The organism is Sanguibacter gelidistatuariae (assembly GCF_900096585.1).
Classification (GTDB): domain Bacteria; phylum Actinomycetota; class Actinomycetes; order Actinomycetales; family Cellulomonadaceae; genus Sanguibacter; species Sanguibacter gelidistatuariae.
Genome location: NZ_FMYH01000008.1, coordinates 146,114 through 165,764 on the forward strand (window position 1 = coordinate 146,114; position 19,651 = coordinate 165,764).

At 71.9% G+C, this 19,651-nt stretch carries 17 protein-coding genes; 7 read left to right on the forward strand and 10 right to left on the reverse strand.

Translation table 11 applies throughout. From position 1 onward, the window contains the following. Positions 1-40: 40 nt before the first annotated feature. The 5 genes from hpf to mtrA all read right to left on the reverse strand — a co-directional run bounded on the left by hpf (position 41) and on the right by mtrA (position 6,134). Positions 41-703, reverse strand: a complete 663-nt coding sequence (gene hpf, locus BLQ50_RS16045; RefSeq protein ID WP_093185842.1) for a ribosome hibernation-promoting factor, HPF/YfiA family — start codon at positions 701-703, stop codon at positions 41-43. Between the two features lie 113 nt (positions 704-816). Beyond that, on the reverse strand, positions 817-1,689 hold the full coding sequence (locus BLQ50_RS16050; RefSeq protein WP_093185844.1) for a ComF family protein: 873 nt from the start codon (positions 1,687-1,689) through the stop codon (positions 817-819). A 100-nt stretch (positions 1,690-1,789) separates the two neighbouring features. Then, the gene (locus BLQ50_RS16055; RefSeq protein ID WP_139185856.1) at positions 1,790-3,706 is read right to left on the reverse strand and encodes an LpqB family beta-propeller domain-containing protein; all 1,917 of its coding nucleotides are present in this window, start codon (positions 3,704-3,706) and stop codon (positions 1,790-1,792) included. After that, positions 3,703-5,400: an MtrAB system histidine kinase MtrB gene (gene mtrB / locus BLQ50_RS16060; protein ID WP_245701316.1), complete on the reverse strand. Its 1,698-nt coding sequence runs from the start codon at positions 5,398-5,400 to the stop codon at positions 3,703-3,705. The genes BLQ50_RS16055 and mtrB overlap by 4 nt, the downstream gene beginning before the upstream one ends. Positions 5,401-5,450: 50 nt before the next feature. Further along, positions 5,451-6,134: an MtrAB system response regulator MtrA gene (mtrA, locus tag BLQ50_RS16065; protein WP_093185851.1), complete on the reverse strand. Its 684-nt coding sequence runs from the start codon at positions 6,132-6,134 to the stop codon at positions 5,451-5,453. 253 nt (positions 6,135-6,387) lie between these two features. Here mtrA and BLQ50_RS16070 point away from each other — a divergent pair, with 253 nt between their 5' ends. Genes BLQ50_RS16070 through BLQ50_RS19230 form a run of 6 tightly spaced genes read left to right on the forward strand, consistent with a single transcriptional unit; the run spans position 6,388 to position 12,126 of the window. Continuing rightward, positions 6,388-7,659, forward strand: coding sequence for a glycerophosphoryl diester phosphodiesterase membrane domain-containing protein (locus BLQ50_RS16070; protein WP_139185857.1), 1,272 nt, complete (start codon positions 6,388-6,390; stop codon positions 7,657-7,659). Further along, the gene (locus BLQ50_RS16075) at positions 7,656-8,375 is read left to right on the forward strand and encodes a DUF4129 domain-containing protein (protein ID WP_093185856.1); all 720 of its coding nucleotides are present in this window, start codon (positions 7,656-7,658) and stop codon (positions 8,373-8,375) included. The genes BLQ50_RS16070 and BLQ50_RS16075 overlap by 4 nt, the downstream gene beginning before the upstream one ends. Further along, positions 8,372-9,709, forward strand: coding sequence for a DUF4350 domain-containing protein (locus BLQ50_RS16080; RefSeq protein WP_245701317.1), 1,338 nt, complete (start codon positions 8,372-8,374; stop codon positions 9,707-9,709). The genes BLQ50_RS16075 and BLQ50_RS16080 overlap by 4 nt, the downstream gene beginning before the upstream one ends. Continuing rightward, positions 9,706-10,692: an AAA family ATPase gene (locus tag BLQ50_RS16085; RefSeq protein ID WP_093185858.1), complete on the forward strand. Its 987-nt coding sequence runs from the start codon at positions 9,706-9,708 to the stop codon at positions 10,690-10,692. Before BLQ50_RS16080 ends, BLQ50_RS16085 begins: the two co-directional genes overlap by 4 nt. Before the next feature lie 15 nt (positions 10,693-10,707). After that, positions 10,708-12,000, forward strand: a complete 1,293-nt coding sequence (locus BLQ50_RS16090; protein ID WP_093185861.1) for a DUF58 domain-containing protein — start codon at positions 10,708-10,710, stop codon at positions 11,998-12,000. Further along, positions 12,001-12,126: a hypothetical protein gene (locus tag BLQ50_RS19230; RefSeq protein ID WP_281181333.1), complete on the forward strand. Its 126-nt coding sequence runs from the start codon at positions 12,001-12,003 to the stop codon at positions 12,124-12,126. It begins immediately after the preceding gene. Positions 12,127-12,405: 279 nt separating this feature from the next. Here BLQ50_RS19230 and BLQ50_RS16095 read toward each other — a convergent pair whose 3' ends face one another. Then, positions 12,406-13,395 carry a stage II sporulation protein M gene (locus BLQ50_RS16095; protein ID WP_093185863.1) on the reverse strand — a complete coding sequence of 330 codons (990 nt, stop codon included), beginning with the start codon at positions 13,393-13,395 and terminating at the stop codon, positions 12,406-12,408. A 63-nt stretch (positions 13,396-13,458) separates the two neighbouring features. On the opposite strand from BLQ50_RS16095, the gene BLQ50_RS16100 reads away from it, so the two are divergent. Beyond that, positions 13,459-14,277, forward strand: a complete 819-nt coding sequence (locus BLQ50_RS16100) for an RDD family protein (RefSeq protein ID WP_093185866.1) — start codon at positions 13,459-13,461, stop codon at positions 14,275-14,277. Here the strand turns inward: BLQ50_RS16100 and BLQ50_RS16105 are convergent. The 4 genes from BLQ50_RS16105 to ahcY form a co-directional block, all read right to left on the reverse strand. Further along, entirely contained in the window at positions 14,250-15,521 is a 1,272-nt protein-coding gene (locus tag BLQ50_RS16105) for an acyltransferase family protein (protein WP_093185868.1), read from the reverse strand. The two genes, BLQ50_RS16100 and BLQ50_RS16105, sit on opposite strands and share 28 nt — an antisense overlap. 168 nt (positions 15,522-15,689) lie before the next feature. Next, positions 15,690-16,346, reverse strand: coding sequence for a response regulator (locus tag BLQ50_RS16110; RefSeq protein WP_093185871.1), 657 nt, complete (start codon positions 16,344-16,346; stop codon positions 15,690-15,692). Between the two features lie 103 nt (positions 16,347-16,449). Then, a complete protein-coding gene (locus BLQ50_RS16115) occupies positions 16,450-17,811 on the reverse strand; it encodes a sensor histidine kinase (RefSeq protein WP_093185873.1) in 1,362 nt (453 codons plus the stop codon). A 176-nt stretch (positions 17,812-17,987) separates the two neighbouring features. Next, on the reverse strand, positions 17,988-19,496 hold the full coding sequence (gene ahcY / locus BLQ50_RS16120; protein ID WP_093185875.1) for an adenosylhomocysteinase: 1,509 nt from the start codon (positions 19,494-19,496) through the stop codon (positions 17,988-17,990). Positions 19,497-19,651: the final 155 nt, after the last annotated feature.

Below are 19,651 nucleotides of genomic sequence, written 5' to 3' on the forward strand. Positions count from 1 at the left end.
CGAGGGTTCCACGCCGTCGTCCGAGGTCATGCGGGAGGTGCTACACCGATCGGGCGGCCTCGACCGCCACAGCGGCGGCCTCCAGGCTGCACGCGGTGTCGAGCGCGATCACGCCGTAGGTCCACCCCCGGCGACGGTAGGCGACAGACGGGCGAGCGGTGTCGGCGTCGATGAAGAGGAAGAAGTCGTGGCCGACCAGCTCCATCTCGTAGAGCGCGTCGTCGATGGTCATCGCGGACGCGCTGTGGAGCTTCTGCCGGATGACAACTGGTGAGTCGCCCAGCTGGGTCTCGACCGTCTCGCCCGGCTCGCTCGGCGCGGTCGGTGCGACCGGTTCCGGCGTGGGGGTCGGGACGAAGGGCCGGACGTCGACGGTGTCCATCGGCGTGGGGTTGCGGAAGCGGTTCTTGCGACGGTCGTTCGCGCGGCGCAGACGCTCGATCAGCTTGTCGAGCGCGAGGTCGAGGGCTCCGAAGCGATCGTCCGCCGCTGCCTCGGCACGGACCACAGGGCCCTTGTCCCGGACGGTCAGCTCGACCCGTTCGCGGTTGCCGGACTGGCGGGGGTTGTTCTCGTGAGTGACCTCGACGTCGACGCGCTGCGCGGTCGGTGCGAGCTGCTCGATCTTCGCGAGCTTGTCCTCAGCGTGTCGGCGAAAACGATCGGCTACTTCAGTGTGCCTACCGACGACAACAATCTCCATGAGAGCCTCCAAGGGAGTGGGGGCGTTTTCACGCCCGAACGATGATCAGCTCGGTGCCATTTCCGGGCACCGTCTCGAACCACCTCCCAACACTGACGAGATCTTGATACAGGCTATCGCGATTGGGGGCCAGCTTGCACCGACGCGCCCGGCGGACCCGCCCTGGAGCCCGGCGGAGGGGTCGCCGCGAGCACGACGCCGGCCACGACGAGCCCTCCCCGGCGACCGATCGCGCGGGCGCACTCGGCGAGCGTTGCGCCGGTCGTGAGCACGTCGTCGACCAGCACGCAGACGGTCGGGGGACGCGCACCCAGGCCGGACCGCGACCGGGCGCGCACGTCGAGAGTCCCGGCGAGGTTCCCGCTGCGGGCCCGGATGCCCAGACCGACCTGGTCGCGGACCCTGGTCTTCACCCGCGAGAGATGGACGAGCGCCGCCGCCAGCCGCACCGGCTCGCCGCCGGCGTGTCCGCGGCGCGCGGGACCGGTGAGGTGCGCGGGAGGGAGGTGCACAGCGTGCGCGACCAGGATCCTGGCGAGCTCGGTCACCGGCTCGCGTCCGCGGCGACGCCGGGCGGACGGCAGGGAGGGGACCGGCACGATCCAGACGGGCTGACCAGCGGGAACGCGCGCGAGGACCTCGGCCGAGAGCGTCCGGGCGAGCTGCGTCATGGCCGGAGCGAACGCCGCGGTCAGGTCCGCCCGGCCGCGGTCCTTCCACGCCACGACGGCCTCACGCACCGGCCCGGTGTAGTCCCCCGCCGCGAAGACCGGCCACCGCGGTCCCTCGCCCAACCTGTCCAGGCGCGGGGCCCCGGCGTCGACCCGGCGCACGCTCGCGAGGTGCGCGGCGCAGGCCGGGCACAGGCGCACATCCGCCGCCCCGCACCCACCGCACTCGAGCGGGACGACCAGCCGGGCGAGCTCGCCGCCCGCGCGCCCGAGCGCACCCAGCGCGCGCACTGCTCCTCGCCCCGCGAACTCCATGCCACGACCCTGCCCGACGCCGCAGCCCGCCACCCCGCGCGGGTCCGCCCCGGCGGGTCGAGGCGCGCCCGGCCGCGCTGTGGGTGAGCGGATCCGGCGGTCAGCCGGGAAACGCCGGGAACTGGACGCCGCCCACGACCTGGGACCAAGTGCTCCCGGTCGCAGCGCGGCTGAACAGCGCCCCGTCGGAGTTCGCGACGTAGACCGACCGCAGCCCCTTCCCAGCCGAGATCCACACGGTGTCCTCGACGCCGGAGAGGGCCGCCGACCGACCCGAGATCGGCACCTCGTAGACGGTCGGTATCCCGGACGACAGCCCCCGGGCCAGCACACCGACGGTCGACTCGTCGATCCACACGACCTGGGTGGCGGCCGTGACCGAGGCGCCGATCGCGAGGGCCTGGACGGAGAGGCTGGCCGGGACGTCGGAGTCGTCCCGGACGATCGCCGCCACGTCGATCCGGCTCACGCCGCCCAGGCTCGAGACGATCGCGATGCGGGCGCCGTCGTGGGAGACCCGGATGGACTCCAGGGTGCGCCCGTCCAGCCAGTCGACCGGGATCGGCACCTGGGTACCGGCGGCCGTCACCGCGCGGAGCCCGTCGTTCGTGGCACGATCTCCCGTCCAGACCCAGCCGAAGCGGTCGACCGACGGGGCCACCAGGTCCGTCCCTGTGACCAGGGTCGTGGCCGCCGCGGCCGGCGTCGGCGCCGTCATGATGGCGACGGTGCCCGAGCGCAGCACGACCAGGCGCGCGGCGTCGTCGGTGGCCAGGGCGGATGCGCGCAGTCCGGTCAGGGCAGAGAAGCCGGCCAGCGGCGTCAGGGTTCCGTTGCCCACCTCGCTGATCACGTCGCCCGCGAGGACCAGGGGTGAGGTCAGGCCCGGGACCGGATCACGCTGGGGATCCGCCGTCGTCGGGATCGACAGCGGGAGCGAGTTGGCGAAGAGCTCGACCGACCGCACCCTCGGGACCTTGAGCAGGACGGCCGTCATCTGCGCCTGGAGCATGGCGCGGTCGGAGTCAGAGGCCGCGAGCACCTCCTTGGTGAGGTCGACCCGGGCCACCCCGGAGTCGTCGATCGTCACAGAGTCGAGCACGAGCCGGGTGCCTGCCGGTGCGACCACCTCGACCGAGTCGCGCAGCCATGTCGCCGGGCCTGCCAGGAGCCCGTTGATGGCGTGGCTGGCGGTGTTGCTCTTGGAGTACCACCGGACGTCGGGCACGAGGAAGGAGCGGTCCTGGGACGGGAAGTAGAGCGTCGTCGCGCGGTAGACGAGCGCGAAGTTCGGCTCCGAGACGAAGATCCCGTCCTCGGTCGCGGTGATCCGCCACTGGTCCGAGGAGGACTTCTCGAGCGTGAAGGTGAGACTCTGCGTGTTGCCCTGCGCAGCCTCGGTGAACTGCCCGTCGGTCTCGAGCGTGGCCACGATCGAGACGTGTCCCAGGATCGACACTGTCGTCGGCTCAGCCGGGTCGGTGGTTGCTGGATCGGACGTGGCCGGGTCGGAGGTGTTGTCGGAGGTGCTGGCCCCGACGCCGGACAGGTCGTCGCCCGACGGCGCGTCCCCGGCCGGGTCGTCCGCGGCGCCGTCCCCGGGATCGGGGGCCTCGACCGCGGGCTCGGTGAAGTCCGGCTCTCCGGAGTAGACGAAGGTTCGTGCGGACGGGTCCCACGCTGCCCCACCGCGCGGCGAGAGGAACTCCCGGGCCGTGGCCCAGTCATCGTTGATCCCGACCGCCTGGGCGCTGAGGAAACCCTGCACGATCTCCTGGGGGCTCGCGCCGGACGTCGGCCCGTAGGACTGCGGGAAGATCGGCCCGAGCTCACTGATCGTCACGTCCCGGCGCTCGACCGGTCCGCTGCTGGGGATGGCCGCGCACCCGGTCAGTGCGCCGACGAGGAGCCCGACGCCGAGCACCCGGGACATCACCCGGGGCCGAACCCGGCGAGTCGGGCGAGTCGGGCGACCGGGCAGACCTCGAGCCGAGGTCGTGCGGGACAGTGAGGTCACCGGTTCCCCTCCTGGGACGCGTCGTGGTCGTCGGCTGTACCTCGTTCGCCCGGGCGGGGGCCCGGCGTGTCGAGGTCGTCGATGTCTGGCAGGCTCGACGGCCCGGCCGCCTCGTGGCGGCGGGCGTCAACATCAATGACATCAGAGGGACGCTCGGGTTCCAAGTCGATCGGCGAGCTGGACAGCACGATGCCCGCACGCCGCGGCAGGGTCAGCCGGAAGGCCGCACCGAGACCAGGGCGGCCCCACACGTCGAGCCATCCGCCGTGCAGCAGCGCGTCCTCCTGAGAGATGGCCAGCCCCAGTCCGGTCCCGCCAGACGTGCGTGCGCGCGCCGGGTCGGCCCGCCAGAACCTGTCGAAGACGTGCGCCACCTGGTCCTTCGCCATGCCGATGCCGTAATCGCGGACGTGCACCGCGACCGCGGTCTCGCTCTTGGCGACCCGGACCTCGACCGGGCCGTTGTCGGCGTACTCGATCGCGTTGACCAGGAGGTTGCGCACGACCCGCTCGACCCGGCGCCGGTCCATGTCCGCGGTCGCGCGCTCGTCGTCGAACGTCACCGAGAGCCAGACGCCCTTGCGGCTGGCCAGGGACATCGACTGGTCGATCGCGGAGCTGACGACGTCGCGCAGGTCGAGGGACTCGGCATCCAGGATGGCAGCGCCCGCGTCGAAGCGGCTGATCTCGAGCAGGTCGGCGAGCAGGTCCTCGAACCGGTCCAGCTGCGTGACCAGCAGCTCGGCTGAGCGCTTGACGACCGGGTCGAAGCCTTCCCGGCTGTCGTAGATCATCTCGCTGGCCATCCGCACCGTGGTGAGCGGCGTGCGCAGCTCGTGGGAGACGTCGGAGACGAACCGGCGCTGCACGGTCGAGAGCGCGTCGAGGCGCTGGATCTGGTCCTGCAGGCTGGCCGCCATCTCGTTGAACGACCGGGCGAGGGTGGCCATCTCGTCCGTGCCCTTGACCAGGAGCCGCTCGTCCAGGTGGCCGTCGGCCAGCCGCTCGGCGACCTGCGCGGCCCGTTGGACCGGGCGGACCACCTGACGGGCGAGCGTCCAGGTGCTCACCGCGAGGAAGGTGATGAGCACGCCCCCTGCGATCGCCAGGACCCGCTGCATGAAGCTCAGGGTCTGCTGCTCGGGCTCGAAGGAGTAGAGGAAGTACATCTCGAAGGTCCCCGCGACCGGGACCTCGACCGTGGTGCCGACCATGACCCCGGGGACGGTCGCCTTGCCCTGCGGGATCGCGACGGACTGCCAGCGCAGTCCCTCGCCCTCGGTCGTGGCCTCGCGCAGGCTCTGGGTGACGAGAGAGCTCAGCTGGGGCGCGGTCGAGATGTCGAGGACCGCGACCGGTGTGTCGTTACCCTCGCTGCGCCACAAGAACACCTCGCGCCCCCCCGACCCGCCGGCCTGCAGCGCCGGCAGCATGTCGTTGAGGAGCTGCTGGACCTGCGGTGCGGTCGAGGCGGTCGTGGAGGTGAGCGTGGCCTGGGCCTGGGCGGCGGATCGGGTGCTCTCCGTGAGCACCTGGTCGATGCGCTGGTCGAAGAGCCCGTCACGGATGGTTCCGGACAGGTAGGCGCTGAGCACGACGACCGCGAGCACACCGATGGCCAGCGCGGTCGAGGTCACCCGCAGCTGGATGGACGAGCGCCAGGCCCCCACACCGCCGCGGACCCAGGTCTGCACACGCCGAAGGCCGCGTCGGACGGCGAGCGCCACCCGACGAGAACGCCGCCTCATGGTTGCGCTGCGCCCGCCTTGTACCCGACGCCGCGCACGGTCAGCACGATCTCCGGGATCTCCGGGTCGTGCTCGATCTTGGACCGCAACCGCTGGACGTGGACGTTGACCAGGCGGGTGTCCGCGGCGTGGCGGTAGCCCCAGACCTTCTCCAGGAGCACCTCGCGGGAGAACACCTGCCACGGCTTGCGGGCCAGGGCGACAAGGAGGTCGAACTCGAGCGGGGTCAACGAGATCGCCGCGCCCGCACGGGTGACCCGGTGCCCGGTGACGTCGATCTCGAGGTCGCCGATCGACAGCCGCTCGGGGGCCGGCTCGTCGGTGCGGCGCAGCCGGGCGCGGATCCGCGCGACGAGCTCCTTCGGCTTGAAAGGCTTGGAGATGTAGTCGTCCGCGCCGGACTCCAGCCCGAGCACGACGTCGAGCGTGTCGGACTTGGCCGTGAGCATGATGATTGGCACGCCGGACTCGGCGCGGATCTGACGGCACACCTCTGTGCCGTCCTTGCCCGGGAGCATCAGGTCGAGCAGGACGATGTCCGGAGCTGTGCTCCGGAAGATCCCGATCGCCGAGTCGCCGTCCGCACAGAACACCGGGTCAAAGCCCTCAGTCTTGAGAACCAGCCCGATCATCTCTGCGAGCGCAGTGTCGTCGTCAACCACCAGCACACGTGACTTCATGACGTCATCCTGCCATCTCCCCATGTATAGGTGTGTCGTGGCACGATGGGCACGCCGGATGATCTTCTGGCGCAGGTCAGCATGTCCCCTAGGTAAGAGGTCAGCACAGATGACGACGCCCGACGACGCTCCCGAGCCAGGTCCTGCGCCGTTCGCCCCTCCCGGGGGCGCCGGTCCGTCTGTGCCCGCCGGTCCGTCTGTGCCCGCCGGTCCATCGGTGCCCGCCGGTCCGTCTGTGCCCGCCGGTCCATCGGTGCCCGCTGGACCACCCGGATCCGCGGGTGGCTGGGGACAGCCCACCGCGGCCATCGGCTACGGGCAGCCCAAGTACGGGCAGTACGCGCCGCAGGGCGCCGTTCCCCCGGCGCCGGCCGGGCCGCCGCAGTATGGGCAGCCGCAGTATGGGCAGCCGCAGTCCGGGCAACCGCAGTACGGACAGCCCCAGCCTGGCCCCCCTCAGTACGGACAGCCCGGGCAGCCGCAGTACGGGCAACCGCAGTATGGACAGCCCCAATACGGACAGCCCCAGTACGGCGGGCCTGCGGGCTTCGGCGGACCGGGGTGGCGTCCGCTCGCGGCCAAGCCGGGGATCATCCCGCTGCGCCCGCTGAGCCTCGGCGAGCTCTACGACGGCGCCTTCGCCGCCATCCGCACCAACCCCAAGGTCATGCTCGGCGTGGTCGGCCTGGTGATCTCCGTCGCGACGATCATCCCGGCGATCCTCAGCTACCTGGTCGCCCCCGCCGCCAACCGCTGGCTGGACAGCTCCTTCTCGAGCATCGATCCCTCCGGCGACCTGGGCCTGTCCGGGGAGTTCAACATCACCGGCCTGGGTGGTCAGCTCTCACAGTCGGTCTTCATCGGGTTCGGTGTGTACCTGGCCTCGATCATCACCACGGGGCTGCTCATCGTCGCGATCTCCCGCGCGGTCATCAACAAGCCCTTCACGGTCTCCGACCTGTGGCAGCAGGTACGGGGAAAGATCCTCGGGCTGATCGCGATCTCGCTGCTGCCCGGCATCGCGGTGCTGGTGCTGGCCGGGGTGCTCGGCCTGCTCGCCTTCGCCGCAGCCCAGGCCGACGTCCCCGTGCTGGCGGGGCTCCTCATCCTGGTTCTCGTCGTAGTCGTCATCGTCGTCGCGGTGTGGCTGACCGTCCGGTTCCTGCTCACCTCGGCCACCTACGTCCTGGAGGGCCAGGGCCTCGGATCGGCGATCCGTCGCGGCTGGCTGCTCAGCCGCGGCAGCTTCTGGCGGCTGCTCGGCATCTACCTGCTCTCCTCGATCATCACGTCGATCGTCTCGAGCCTGGTCGCCCTGCCCGGCTCGTTCATCGCGGAGATCATCTACCCGGGTGACTACTCCTCGCACGTGGGCGGCCTGGCGATCGTCGTCGTCACGCAGATCCTCGCCTCGACGATCTCGACCACCTTCCTGTCCAGCGTGATCGCCCTGCTCTACATCGACGTCCGGATGCGTCGCGAAGGCCTGGACGTCGAGCTCATCGCGGCAGCAGACGCGGTGTGAGCAGCGCCGCGGCCCACGCCGTCGTGGTCGCGCTCGGGGCCACGCTCGGGGCCGCGCCGCTTGCGATCACCGCCGCCAGTTCGCAGGTTCCGGTGACCCCGGACTCCCCGACGGCGCGGCAGTGGCTCCACGACGAGCTCACCAACCCGATCTACCACCAGGGCCCGAGCCTGCTCGAGCGCTTCCTGACCTGGCTCCGTGACCTCTTCGACGGGGTGTCGGTCGCCGGGCTCTCCGGCGGGTGGGCCGCCCTCGTGCTCGTCGCCGTGATCGCGGTGATCGCCGCCGTGGCGCTGTACGTCTCCGGCCCCGTGCGCCGCTCCCGGCGCGCCCGCCACGCGCCGGTCCTGGGCATCGACGACATCCGCAGCGCCGACGACCTCCTGGCCGCAGCCTCCCGGGCCGCCTCGCTCGGGGACTTCGGCGCCGCGACCCTGGACGCCTTCCGCGCGCTCGCCCGACGCAGCGAGGAACGCACCATCCTCGACCCCGCACCGGGACGCACCGCGCACGAGGCCGCACTGATGATCGGCGCCCGGCTGCCCGGCCTCGCCCCCGCGCTGGCAGACGGCGCCACGTCCTTCGACGCGATCTACTACGGCAAGGTCCCCGCCGACTCGACCAGCTACGAGCAGATGCGGGGCCTCGAGGCGGCCGCCGCGGCGACCCGACCCACCGCGCTGACCTCCGCGCCTGCCACGGTGGCGGCGCCATGAGCCAGCCGATGGCGCCATCGACCGAGGCCACCGTGACCACCGATGCCACCGATGCCACCGAGGCCACCGTGACCACCGACGCCACCGTGACGACGGCGTCGGCGAGGCTCGCACCCGCGACCGCCATCCGAGGCGACGGGACCACGGGCGCCTCCCGGATCCGTGCGCGCCTGCGGTCTTGGCGCTGGCCCGCGGCCGGGCTGGTCGCGATCCTGCTCGCCGGGGCCGTCCTGGTCTCCCTGGGCACCAAGCAGTCCACCGTCCCCTTCGCACCGGACAACCCCTCGCCCGCCGGCGCGATGGCCCTGGCCCAGGTACTGGAGAAGCAGGGCGTCGACATCGTCTACGCGACCTCGGTCGCCGAGGCGATCGGGGCGAGCGGGCCGGGCTCCACGCTGCTCGTCGCCAACGACTACGGCATGCCCGACGACGTCGCCCGCTCCCTCCTGGACACCGGCTCGGCCGTCGTGCTCGTCGCCCCCGGCCCCGCCCTGCTCGCGGCCGCGACATCGCAGGTCAGCCACGCCGGGGTGGCCCCCGACGGCGCGACGACGACGGCTCAGTGCACCGACCCCGACGCCGAGGCGGCCGGGGAGATCACCAGCTCGGGCGCCGGGTTCCGCCTGGGCGACTCGGGCGCCTCCTCCCCCGCCACGTTGTGCTTCCTGAGCACCACCACTGGGACCCCGGTCGGCCACTACGCCGTCTTCGAGCTGGCCACGGACGCCGGTGACGGGTCTGGGGACGCAGCCACCGGCCCGCTGGTGCGCGCCCTCGACGACGACACCCCCCTGACCAACGCCTCGATCACCGACGCCGGCAACGCTGCCCTCGGGCTGCGCATGCTCGGCCATGAAGCCCGCCTGGTCTGGCTGCTGCCCGAGCGGCCCGCCGCCGGTGCCGAGGCCGGAGGCCTGGCGGGACTGCTCCCGCCGTGGACGGCTGCCGTCGGCGCTCAGCTCCTCCTGCTCGCGCTCGTCACGGCGCTGTGGCGCGGGCGCCGGCTCGGTCCGCTCGCGACCGAGGACCTCCCCGTCGTCGTGCAGGCCTCCGAGACCACCCGGGGGCGCGGCCGGCTGTACCGGCGCTCACGCGCCCACGGCCACGCCGGCGCTGCCCTGCGCGCCCGGGCCGCCGACCGCATGGCGGTGCGCCTGGGTGTGCCACGATCAGCCGGGGCGGACGCCGTCGTCGACGCCGTCGCCCGGGCCAGCCACCGACCTGCCCAGCAGGTCGGGGCGCTGCTGTACGGACCACCACCGGCCGGTGACGTCGAGCTGACGCGTCTGGCCACCGATCTCGACCAGCTGGAGAGCGAGGTTCACCGCGCGTGAGCACATCAGAATTCACGACCGTATCCCCGTCCGGGGCCGCCCTGCGCTCCACCCTGGCGGCCGTGCGCGCCGAGGTGGCCAAGGGCGTCGTCGGGCAGGATGCCGCCGTCACGAGCCTGCTCATCGCCCTGCTGTGCCGCGGGCACGTGCTTCTCGAGGGCGTCCCCGGGGTCGCCAAGACCCTGCTCGTGCGGACCCTCGCTGCGAGCCTCGCCCTGGACACCAAGCGTGTGCAGTTCACCCCCGACCTGATGCCCGGTGACATCACCGGCTCGCTCGTCTACGACGCGCGGACCTCGGAGTTCAGCTTTCGCGAGGGCCCGGTCTTCACCAACCTGCTGCTCGCCGACGAGATCAACCGCACGCCCCCCAAGACCCAGGCCTCGCTCCTGGAGGCCATGGAGGAGCGCCAGGTGAGCGTGGACGGGACGCCTCGTCTGCTGCCCGACCCGTTCCTCGTCATCGCGACGCAGAACCCGGTCGAGTACGAGGGCACGTACCCGCTGCCCGAGGCCCAGCTCGACCGCTTCCTGCTCAAGGTGCTGCTGCCGCTGCCCGAGCGCGACCAGGAGATCGAGGTCATCGCCCGGCACGCGGCCGGCTTCAACCCGCGCGACCTGGCCGCCGCCGGCGTGCGCCCCGTCGCGACCGTCGCCGAGCTCGAGCAGGCCCGCACGGAGGTCGCCACGGTCCAGGTCTCCCGCGAGGTGCTCGGCTACATCGTCGATGTGTGCCGGGCCACCCGCCACTCCCCTTCGCTGTCGCTGGGCGTGTCCCCACGCGGCGCGACGGCGCTGCTCGCGACGTCGCGCGCCTGGGCCTGGCTCTCCGGGCGGCCCTTCGTCACGCCCGACGACGTCAAGGCGCTCGCGCACCCGACCCTGCGGCACCGTGTCCAGCTGCGCCCCGAGGCCGAGCTCGAGGGCGTCAGCGCCGAGAGCGTGCTGAACACCGTCCTCGCCTCCGTCCCCGTTCCCCGCTGAGCGGCCCGGCTCTCCATGGTCCTCACGTGGCGCGCGGTCGCCCTCACCGCGCTCGGCATCGTCCCCGTCCTGCTCTCCGGGGACCTGGGGATGGTTGTGGTGTGGACGGTCGTCGTCGTCGTGGTGGCCTGCGGTGACGCACTCCTGGCCGCGTCGCCGCGGCTCGTGTCGATCCAGCGGACCGTCCCGCGCAGCGTCCGGCTGACCGAGCACGCCCAGTCCGTGCTCGTGGTGACCAACGAGTCTCGTCGCACCTTCACCGGGGTGGTCCGCGACGCCTGGGCGCCGTCCGCCGGTGCGCAGGCCAACCGTCACGCGGTCACCGTCCCGGTCGGTGAGGCCCGGCGCCTGACGACCCTGCTCGTGCCCACCCGCCGCGGGGACCGCCCGGCGGACCGTGTCACGCTGCGCGCGTTCGGGCCGCTCGGGGTCGCCGGGCGCCAGGCGTCGATCCCGGTCCCGGGCGTGCTGCGGGTGCTACCCGAGTTCGCCTCCCGCAAGCACCTGCCCAGCCGGCTCGCCCGGCTGCGGGAGATGGACGGGCAGGCCGCCGTGCAGATCCGCGGCGAGGGCACCGAGTTCGACTCCCTGCGGGAGTACGTCATCGGCGACGACGTCCGGTCGATCGACTGGCGGGCCTCGGCCCGGCGCACCGAGATGGTCGTGCGGACCTGGCGCCCCGAGCGCGACCGGCGGGTGCTCATCGTCATCGACACCGCCCGCACGTCGGCCGCGCGGATCGGCGACCAGCCGCGCCTCGACGCGAGCATCGAGGCCGGCCTGCTGCTGGGTGCGCTGGCCGCCAAGGCCGGAGACCGGGTCGAGCTCATCGCCTTCGACCGGACCGTGCGCGCGCGGGTCGCCGGGGCCGCCGGGCCGCGGCTGCTGCCAGCCCTGGCCAACGCCATGGCCCCGCTCGAGCCCGCCCTGCTCGAGACGGACTGGCCTGGGCTCGTGGCCCTGGTTCGCGAGCGCCTGTCCCAGCGCGCCCTCGTGGTGCTGCTCTCCTCGGTCGAGCCCGCCGCGATCGAGACCGGGCTGCTGCCCGTCGTCGACCAGCTGAGCTCGGTGCACCAGGTGGTGCTCGCCTCGGTGTCCGACCCGGACGAGGCGCAGATGGCCGCCCGGCGCGAGAGCGCGTCGGACGTCTTCGACGCCGCGGCGGCCGCGCGTACCGAGCTCGAGAGAATTGCGGCGACAATGGTCCTGAACCGCCGTGGGGTCGAGGTCGTCTCAGCACTGCCCGACGACCTCGCGCCGCGGCTGGCAGACATGTACCTCTCACTCAAGGCCGCAGGAAGGCTCTAGATGCGCCCCACGATCAAGCGAACCCCGACCCGTGAACGTCGAAACCGTCGGATCGCCATCGCGGTGATCGTCGCCATGGTCCTCATGGTCGCCGCGCCGGTCCTCTTCTTCCTCTTCAGCTCCTGACCCCCGCCCCCACCTGCCCCCTCGCCGAACTCGTGAGCCAGTCGCCGAACTCGTGAGCCGGTGGCCGAACTCGTGAGCCGGTCGCCGAACTCGTGAGCCGGTCGCCGAACTCGTGAGCCACGGGCATCGGCGGTCCAGAAACGGCCCGCATTCACGAGCTCGACGGCGCGTTCACGAGTTCGGCGAGGGTGCTGGGACCGGCGGGGGGCGCCTGGACGGGCGGGCGGGGCGGCAGGATGCCGGGGGCTGTCGGGGGTGGCCGGCGCGGCGTCGGGCGCGTTACGCGGCTACCGGTTGGGTGCTGCCGGTGAGGTCGGCGTCTAGGTCACCGGTTGCGCCGTCGGCCACGGCGCGGCGGCCCAGCACGAGGACGTAGACCCAGAAGGCACCGAGGGCGAGGGCGCCGATGGCGATCTTGAGCCACCAGGGCAGCGTCGAGCCGGTCACGAAGCCCTCGATGAGGCCGGACACCGCGAGCGTGATGACCAGACCACCGGCGACCGTGAACAGCGCGCGTCCCTCTTCGGCGAGGGCGCGCGAGCGCGGCCGCGGCCCGGGGTCGACGAGCGTCCAGAAGATCTTCAGGCCGGCCGCACCGGCGACGAAGATCGACGTGAGCTCGAGCAGCCCGTGCGGGGCGATGAGCTTCAAGAACATCCCGAGCTCGCCGTAGTGGGCCATCATCCCGCCGATCGCACCGACGCTCACGGCGTTCTGCACGAGCATGAACACCGGCCAGATGCCCGAGATGCCGAAGGCGATGCACTGCGCGGCGATCCACGCGTTGTTGGTCCACACGACGGCCGCGAAACCGGCGCCGGGGTCGTAGTAGGACGCGAAGGCGTTGTCGACGTACTCCTGGCGGTAGCTCGGCGTGCCGATCGCGGCGAGCCCCTGAGGCGTCGTGGCAACCCAGATCCCGGAGATCACGGCGAGGATCACGCAGCCGAACGTCACGGCGTGGATCCACCAGCGCAGCCGGAACAGCGCCGCCGGCAGCGACACCAGCAGGAAGCGCTGGACGTCACGCCAGGCCGGCTCGTGCGCGCCGGCGATCGTCGTGCGGGCGCGGTTGAGGGTCTGGGAGAGCTGGGAGATGAGGACCGGGTCGGGGGCCGAGGACCGGATCATCGACAGGTGGGTGGCGACCGCCTGGTAGAGGCGGACGAGCTCGTCCGCCTCCGCGCCGCTGATCCGGCGCCGGGTGCTCAACGTCTTCAGGCGCGCCCATTCACCGGAATGCACGTCTGAGAAGGCATCGAGGTCCACGGACGATACCCTGCCATAGAACGCCGGTCCGCGGCGTGCACACCGCGAGGTTCGGGGGAACGGATGGACGACGGCGTCGTCATCGGCGAAGGCGTGGTCCTGGATGCGCGCCCGGCATCGTTCGCGACCCGCATGCTCGGGTCGGCCATCGACGTCACGGTCCAGGTCCTAGCGCTCATCGTCCTGCTGCTGGTCGCCACCGGAACCTTCGACGTCTCCGGGGAGAACGTGGCTCCGGCGTTGATCATCGCGGTCATGGTGATGGTCATGGTCGTCATCCCCACGACCGTGGAGACGCTCACCCGTGGCCGCTCGCTCGGCAAGCTCGCGACCGGCATCCGCATCGTGCGCGACGACGCCGGCCCGGTCCGCCTGCGCCACTCCTTCATCCGGGCCCTCGTGGGCGTCGGGGAGCTGTGGTTCACGGCGGGCACCGTCGCGCTCTTCGCCTCCCTCACCAACACCAAGGGCAAGCGGGTCGGCGACATGCTCGCCGGGACGTACGCGATCCGGGTCAGGGGCGGCGGCGCCGCATCGATCCAGGTCGTCATGCCGCCTCCGCTGGCCGCCTGGGCCGCGACCGCCGACATGCGCCGCCTGCCCGACGGCCTGGCCCTGGCCACCCGGCAGTTCCTGGCCCGCGGCCCCAAGATGCACGCCGGCTCACGGGTCCGGGTGGGCCGCGAGCTCGCGGCGCGTCTCGAGCAGTACATCGCACCGGGGCCGCCGCCGGGGACGCCGACCGAGGCATTCCTCATGGCGGTGCTCGCCGAGCGCCGCAACCGGGAGTGGCTCGCCGCCCAGCGTGCCCGGTCGGTCGCCGCCGAGCAGTCGGAGATGGTCCGCCGTCTCCCCTACGCGATCCCCGACCCCGCGAACTGACCGGCCGGCCGTTCCCGTGCGGTGTCGCCCCGGCTGGCGGGAGCTGCCCCGGGAATGGAAGACCTGGCCGGACGGCGGAGCTCGACGGGGGCGAAGACCCGGACGAGCAGGGCCAGGACCGCCGCGCACGCCGCGAACCACACCGGGCGGGTCTCCCACCACGTCCCGCTCCACCCTTCGGGCAGGTCGAGGTTGGCACCCAGCACGACGACGCCGACCACGGCAAACATTGCGGTCAGGTGCCACAGGTACAGCGTCATGGACCGCGCAGAGATCCACCCGAGCACCGCGGCGACCTGGGTCTGCCTGGCGCAGCCCACGATGACGGGCCGCAGCGCCAGAGCGCCGAAGACCTGCGCGAGAGTGAGTGCGACCAGGCAGACGGTCGGCGGGCCCATGTTGGAAAAGGCGTCGCCTGGCATCCCGACCATGCTCAGCGGATACGGTCCGAGCGTCACCGCAGCCACGAGGGCGACGAAGCCCAGGCCGGACAGCGCCGCGCAGGCCCGGCGCGGCACGGCGTCGAACAGGCCGTCGGCGTAGGCGAAGCCGAGGGTGTAGGCGAAAGCCCAGACGAGGAAGAGGTTGGCCACGGCGATCTGCTCGACGCCGCCGGCGAAGCGTAAGACGTCGACGAGGACAGCGCCGCCACCGAGCACGAGCAACGAGGCGACCCGTGCGCGCAGGTAGCAGGCGCGCAGGAGGTGGGAGCAGGCGACGAGGATGACGTAGACGCCGAGGTACCACAGCAGCTGCGGGGCGATGGTCGCCGCGACCCGGACCGCGCCGCGGGGTGCGCCGAGCTCGGGCAGGACGACGGCGATGGCCAGCCAGACGCCGGCGAAGACAGCGACGGGTGGGAGGAGCCTGCGGACCCGGGACGTCACGAACGGTCCCCAGGGCACCCAGCGGCGGTCGAGCTGGCTGAAGGTGGCCGCTCCCGCGACGAAAAACATCAGCGGGATCACCTGGATCACCCACGTCACGACCCAGCCGGCGCCCTCGCCGAGGACGTTGGTGACGTGCAGGGTGGCGCCGTCCCAGGAGACCTGAGGCATGAGCCAGTGCGCGAGGATCACGGCGACCGTCCCGACCGCCCGCAGCAGGTCCAGGAACGGGTCTCGCCCCGCGCGGCGGGCGACCGACTGGGTGACCGGGGCTGGTGTTGGGGCGGTGGGAATGGCGGAGGGGGGCGGGGCGGCGGTGGTCGGGGTGGCCAGGGTGGGTCGATCAAGGAGGGTCATCGGGATCCCAGAGGTGAGGTGACAGGTTCTCCACCAGTCTCGTCACTCCTGTGACCTGGGACTATGGGTTGGTCCTCCGACCTGAGCCGCCTTGTCCCTCCCCTTGTTCGGGGGCTGTCCCCCGGTGCCGTCGCGGCTCTCCTCCGAGGCGCCGAGCGCCTCGGTGCCTCAGGCGTTGAGCAGGCGCAGGACTGCGAGGACGCGGCGGTGGTCGCCGGCGTCCTGGGGCAGGTCCAGCTTGGTGAAGATCGACGAGACGTTCTTCTCCACGGCTCCGTAGGACAGCACGAGGAACTCGGCGATCGCGGAGTTCGACCGGCCCTGCGCCATGAGCTCGAGCACCTGGCGCTCGCGGGGGCTCAGTCGGGCGAGCCCGTCGTCGTTGTGCGCGGCACCCATGAGCTGGGTGACAACCTCGGGGTCGAGCACGGTGTGCCCGGCGGCGATGCGCTCAAGGGCGTCGAGGAAGTCCGACACGTCGGCCACCCGGTCCTTGAGCAGGTAGCCGACGCCGCGCGCATCACCGGTCAGCAGCTGCGCCGCGAACCGGGTCTCCACGTACTGGGAGAACAGCAGCACGCCCTGGCCGGGGTTCTCGGCCCGGATCGCCAACGCCGCGTGCAGCCCCTCGTCGGTGAAGGTCGGCGGCATCCGGATGTCGATGATGGCGACGTCGGGCTTGCGCTCGGGAGGCAGCGCGGCCAGCTCGGCGCACAGCGCCTTGCCGTCGCCCACCGCGCCGACGACGTCGTGCCCGCGCCGGGTGAGCAGCGCGACGAGACCGTCGCGCAGGATGACCGAGTCCTCGGCTATGAGCAGTCGCATGGGGTCTCTCTCGTCGAGCGGGTCATTGACGTGTCAGTATGCGGGTCGACGTGTGGGTCGACGTGTGGGTCGACCTGCGGGTCGTTCGGCGAACCCCGCACGGCTAGACCTGCATGGGCAAGGTGATGGTGACCAGGGTAGGGCCACCCACCGGGCTCGAGATGACGAAGTCCCCGTCGACGGACCCGACCCGCTCGGCGAGCCCCGCGAGCCCGCTGTGGTGACCATCGGCGTCGGGCACGAGGATGACCGCGCCGCCGGTGCCGTCGTCGCGCACGCGCAGGTGCAGCGTGTCCCCGCGCGCCTCGACCAGCACGTACATGCCTGTGGCGTTCGCGTGCTTGATGGTGTTGGTGAGCAGCTCGATGACGCAGAAGTACGCGATCGTCTCGATCGCCTCGGCGGGGCGCCGGGCGGGCGGTCCGGGCATGTCGATGTCGACCGTGACGGGCAGCGGGCTGCGGGCTGCGAGGGTCTCGAGCGCGACGGCCAGGCCGTTGTCGAGAGCCGGCGGGTGGATCCCGCGGGCAAGCTCGCGCAGCTCGACGAGCGTCTCCTTGGTCGCGGTGTGCGCGTCGGAGATGAGCTGGGTGAGCTCGGGGGCGACGCCGCTCGCGACCGCCTGCTCCTTCGCCTCACCGAGCTGCATCGCGATGGCGACGAGCCGGGCCTGGGTGCCGTCGTGCAGGTTGCGCTCGATCCGGCGCAGGGTCGAGTCCGCATCCTCGACCGCGCGCCCGCGGGACTGCTCCAGACGCGCCACCCGCAGGCTCGCCGCCGTGGGGCCGAGCAGCGAGCTCGCGAGCATCCGGTGCAGATGCGCGACGCCGCGGGTCACCGCGGTGCCGATGAACAGCAGGAACAGCCCGAAGACCGCGAAGCCCAGGTTCCGCGCGGGCGTGTCGATGAAGTAGCCCTCGATGATCTGGGAGCCGCTGTGCAGGAGTCCGTCGGAGCCCTCCTGGGCGGGCAGGTACCGCCCCCAGATCCAGTGGGTCATCGCCCCGAGCGGGGCGACGATGAACGTCACCGCGACGACGAAGGTCATGAGCGCCAGCGGGAACTGGAGCACCAGGTACGCGATCGCGCGCCACCCGGCGCCGTCGGAGATCATCGACCATACCGAGCCCCAGAAGCCCGGGCGGCGGCGGAACGGGGTGGGGCTGGCGATCGGGGTGCGCAGCAGGCCGCGGGCCAGGCCGCGATCGATCCCGGTCATCCCGCGCGCGCCCACGACCATGACGCCGAGGATCCCGGTCCCGCCGACGACCGTGATGAGCAGGGAGGCCGTGAGGGAGATCATCACCACGACGTAGACAAAACCGATGATCGACCACGGCATGGCGAGGAAGAGATAGCCGAGCTCGCGCCACGTTCGGGTCGCGAACGGTCCGCGCAGGAAGCCGACCCGCTCCAGGGGTGGGACGTCCGCGATGGCTGTGCTGGGCTCAGAGCTCGTCAACATAGCCTCTATCTTCCTGGACCGGCGGTCGCGTGCGCCACGGTGCCACCCGCCGTCACGGGCGGGGGGAATACCCCCCGACCTGGTGTGATGCTGGCTCACCAGGACGACGCCGCCCGCCGCCTCGTCCGGGAGAGCTGGACGTGGCGGCGGGCGGGCGACGAGTCGAGCCAGTTGGTTCAGTAGCGGTAGTGCTCCGCCTTGTACGGGCCGGCCGGGTCGATGCCCAGGTAGTCGGCCTGGGACGGGGAGAGCTCGGTCATCCGCACGCCGAGGGCGTCCAGGTGCAGGCGGGCGACCTTCTCGTCGAGGATCTTCGGGAGGCGGTGCACCGCGACGGGGTACTCCTCGTCCGTGCCGGCCTTGGTGAAGACCTCGATCTGACCGATCACCTGGTTGGTGAAGGAGTTGCTCATCACGAAGGACGGGTGACCCGTCGCGTTGCCGAGGTTGAGCAGCCGCCCCTCGGACAGCACGATGATCGACCGTCCGGCGCGCTCACCCTCGGTGAAGGTCCACTCGTGCACCTGCGCCTTGATCTCGGTGCGCGTGACACCCGGGACCAGGGCGAGGCCGGCCATGTCGATCTCGTTGTCGAAGTGGCCGATGTTGCCGACGATCGCCTTGTTCTTCATCGCCGACAGGTGCGCGGCGGTGATGACGTCCTTGTTGCCGGTCGTGGTGATGAAGAAGTCGGCCTCGTCGAGCACGTCCTCGATGCGGGCGACCTGGTAGCCGTCCATCGCGGCCTGCAGTGCGCAGATCGGGTCGATCTCGGAGACGATGACGCGCGCGCCCTGGCCGCGGAAGGCCTCGGCCGCACCCTTGCCGACGTCGCCGTAACCGGCCACGAACGCCACCTTGCCGCCCATCAGGACGTCGGTCGCGCGGTTGATGCCGTCGGGCAGGGAGTGGCGGATGCCGTACTTGTTGTCGAACTTGCTCTTGGTGACCGAGTCGTTGACGTTGATCGCCGGGAAGAGCAGCTGGCCGGCCTCGGCGAGCTGGTACAGGCGGTGCACGCCGGTCGTGGTCTCCTCGGTCACGCCGAGGATGTTCTCCCCGATCGTGGTCCAGCGCAGCGGGTCCTCCTGGAGGACGCGGCGCAGCAGCGCGTGCACCACATTGGCCTCGTCGGAGTGGTCCGGCTCCCCCGCGACCGTGTCGGCCGGGACTGCGCCGACCCGCTCGTAGGCGAGGCCGTTGTGCACGAGCAGCGTCGCGTCACCGCCGTCGTCGAGGATCATGTTCGGGCCGGCGTACTCGCCGTCGGCTCCCGCGGGCCAGAGCAGGATCTGCTCGGTGCACTCCCAGTACTCCTCGAGGCTCTCGCCCTTCCAGGCGAAGACCGGGACGCCGCTGGGCGCGTCCGGGGTGCCCTGCGGTCCGACGACGATCGCTGCCGCAGCCTCGTCCTGGGTCGAGAAGATGTTGCACGACGCCCAGCGCACCTGCGCGCCGAGGGCGGTCAGGGTCTCGATGAGCACCGCGGTCTGCACGGTCATGTGGATGGACCCGGCGATGCGGGCGCCGGCCAGCGGCTGAGCCTCGCCATATTCGGCGCGCAGCGCCATGAGCCCGGGCATCTCGTGCTCGGCGAGACGGATCTGGTGGCGACCCGCCTCCGCGAGGGAGAGGTCGCGGACCTTGTAGTTGCCGGGGGACTCGCTGAAGCTAGACGTCGACATGGTGCTCCGTGGTAGCGCGGGTAGATTCCACCACAGACTACTCGGGGCAGGCCCGGCGCCGCAGCGCCGCCGGCGATTCGCCGCAGCGCCGCAGGCGATTCCGTGCCCGACGCCGTTCCCCGCGTCCGCGTAAGGCCCACCGTAGGTCGCCGCCC

Excerpts from the sequence above, each read along its gene's own strand:
- hpf (WP_093185842.1), bottom strand. The coding sequence starts at position 703 with ATGGAGATTGTTGTCGTCGGTAGGCACACTGAAGTAGCCGATCGTTTT.
- BLQ50_RS16050 (WP_093185844.1), bottom strand. The coding sequence starts at position 1,689 with ATGGAGTTCGCGGGGCGAGGAGCAGTGCGCGCGCTGGGTGCGCTCGGG.
- BLQ50_RS19230 (WP_281181333.1), top strand. The coding sequence starts at position 12,001 with ATGCGCCCCACGATCAAGCGAACCCCGACCCGTGAACGTCGAAACCGT.
- BLQ50_RS16105 (WP_093185868.1), bottom strand. The coding sequence starts at position 15,521 with ATGACCCTCCTTGATCGACCCACCCTGGCCACCCCGACCACCGCCGCC.
- BLQ50_RS16115 (WP_093185873.1), bottom strand. The coding sequence starts at position 17,811 with ATGTTGACGAGCTCTGAGCCCAGCACAGCCATCGCGGACGTCCCACCC.
- ahcY (WP_093185875.1), bottom strand. The coding sequence starts at position 19,496 with ATGTCGACGTCTAGCTTCAGCGAGTCCCCCGGCAACTACAAGGTCCGC.
- BLQ50_RS16080 (WP_245701317.1), top strand. The coding sequence starts at position 8,372 with ATGAGCCAGCCGATGGCGCCATCGACCGAGGCCACCGTGACCACCGAT.
- BLQ50_RS16110 (WP_093185871.1), bottom strand. The coding sequence starts at position 16,346 with ATGCGACTGCTCATAGCCGAGGACTCGGTCATCCTGCGCGACGGTCTC.
- mtrA (WP_093185851.1), bottom strand. The coding sequence starts at position 6,134 with ATGAAGTCACGTGTGCTGGTGGTTGACGACGACACTGCGCTCGCAGAG.
- BLQ50_RS16090 (WP_093185861.1), top strand. The coding sequence starts at position 10,708 with ATGGTCCTCACGTGGCGCGCGGTCGCCCTCACCGCGCTCGGCATCGTC.
- BLQ50_RS16100 (WP_093185866.1), top strand. The coding sequence starts at position 13,459 with ATGGACGACGGCGTCGTCATCGGCGAAGGCGTGGTCCTGGATGCGCGC.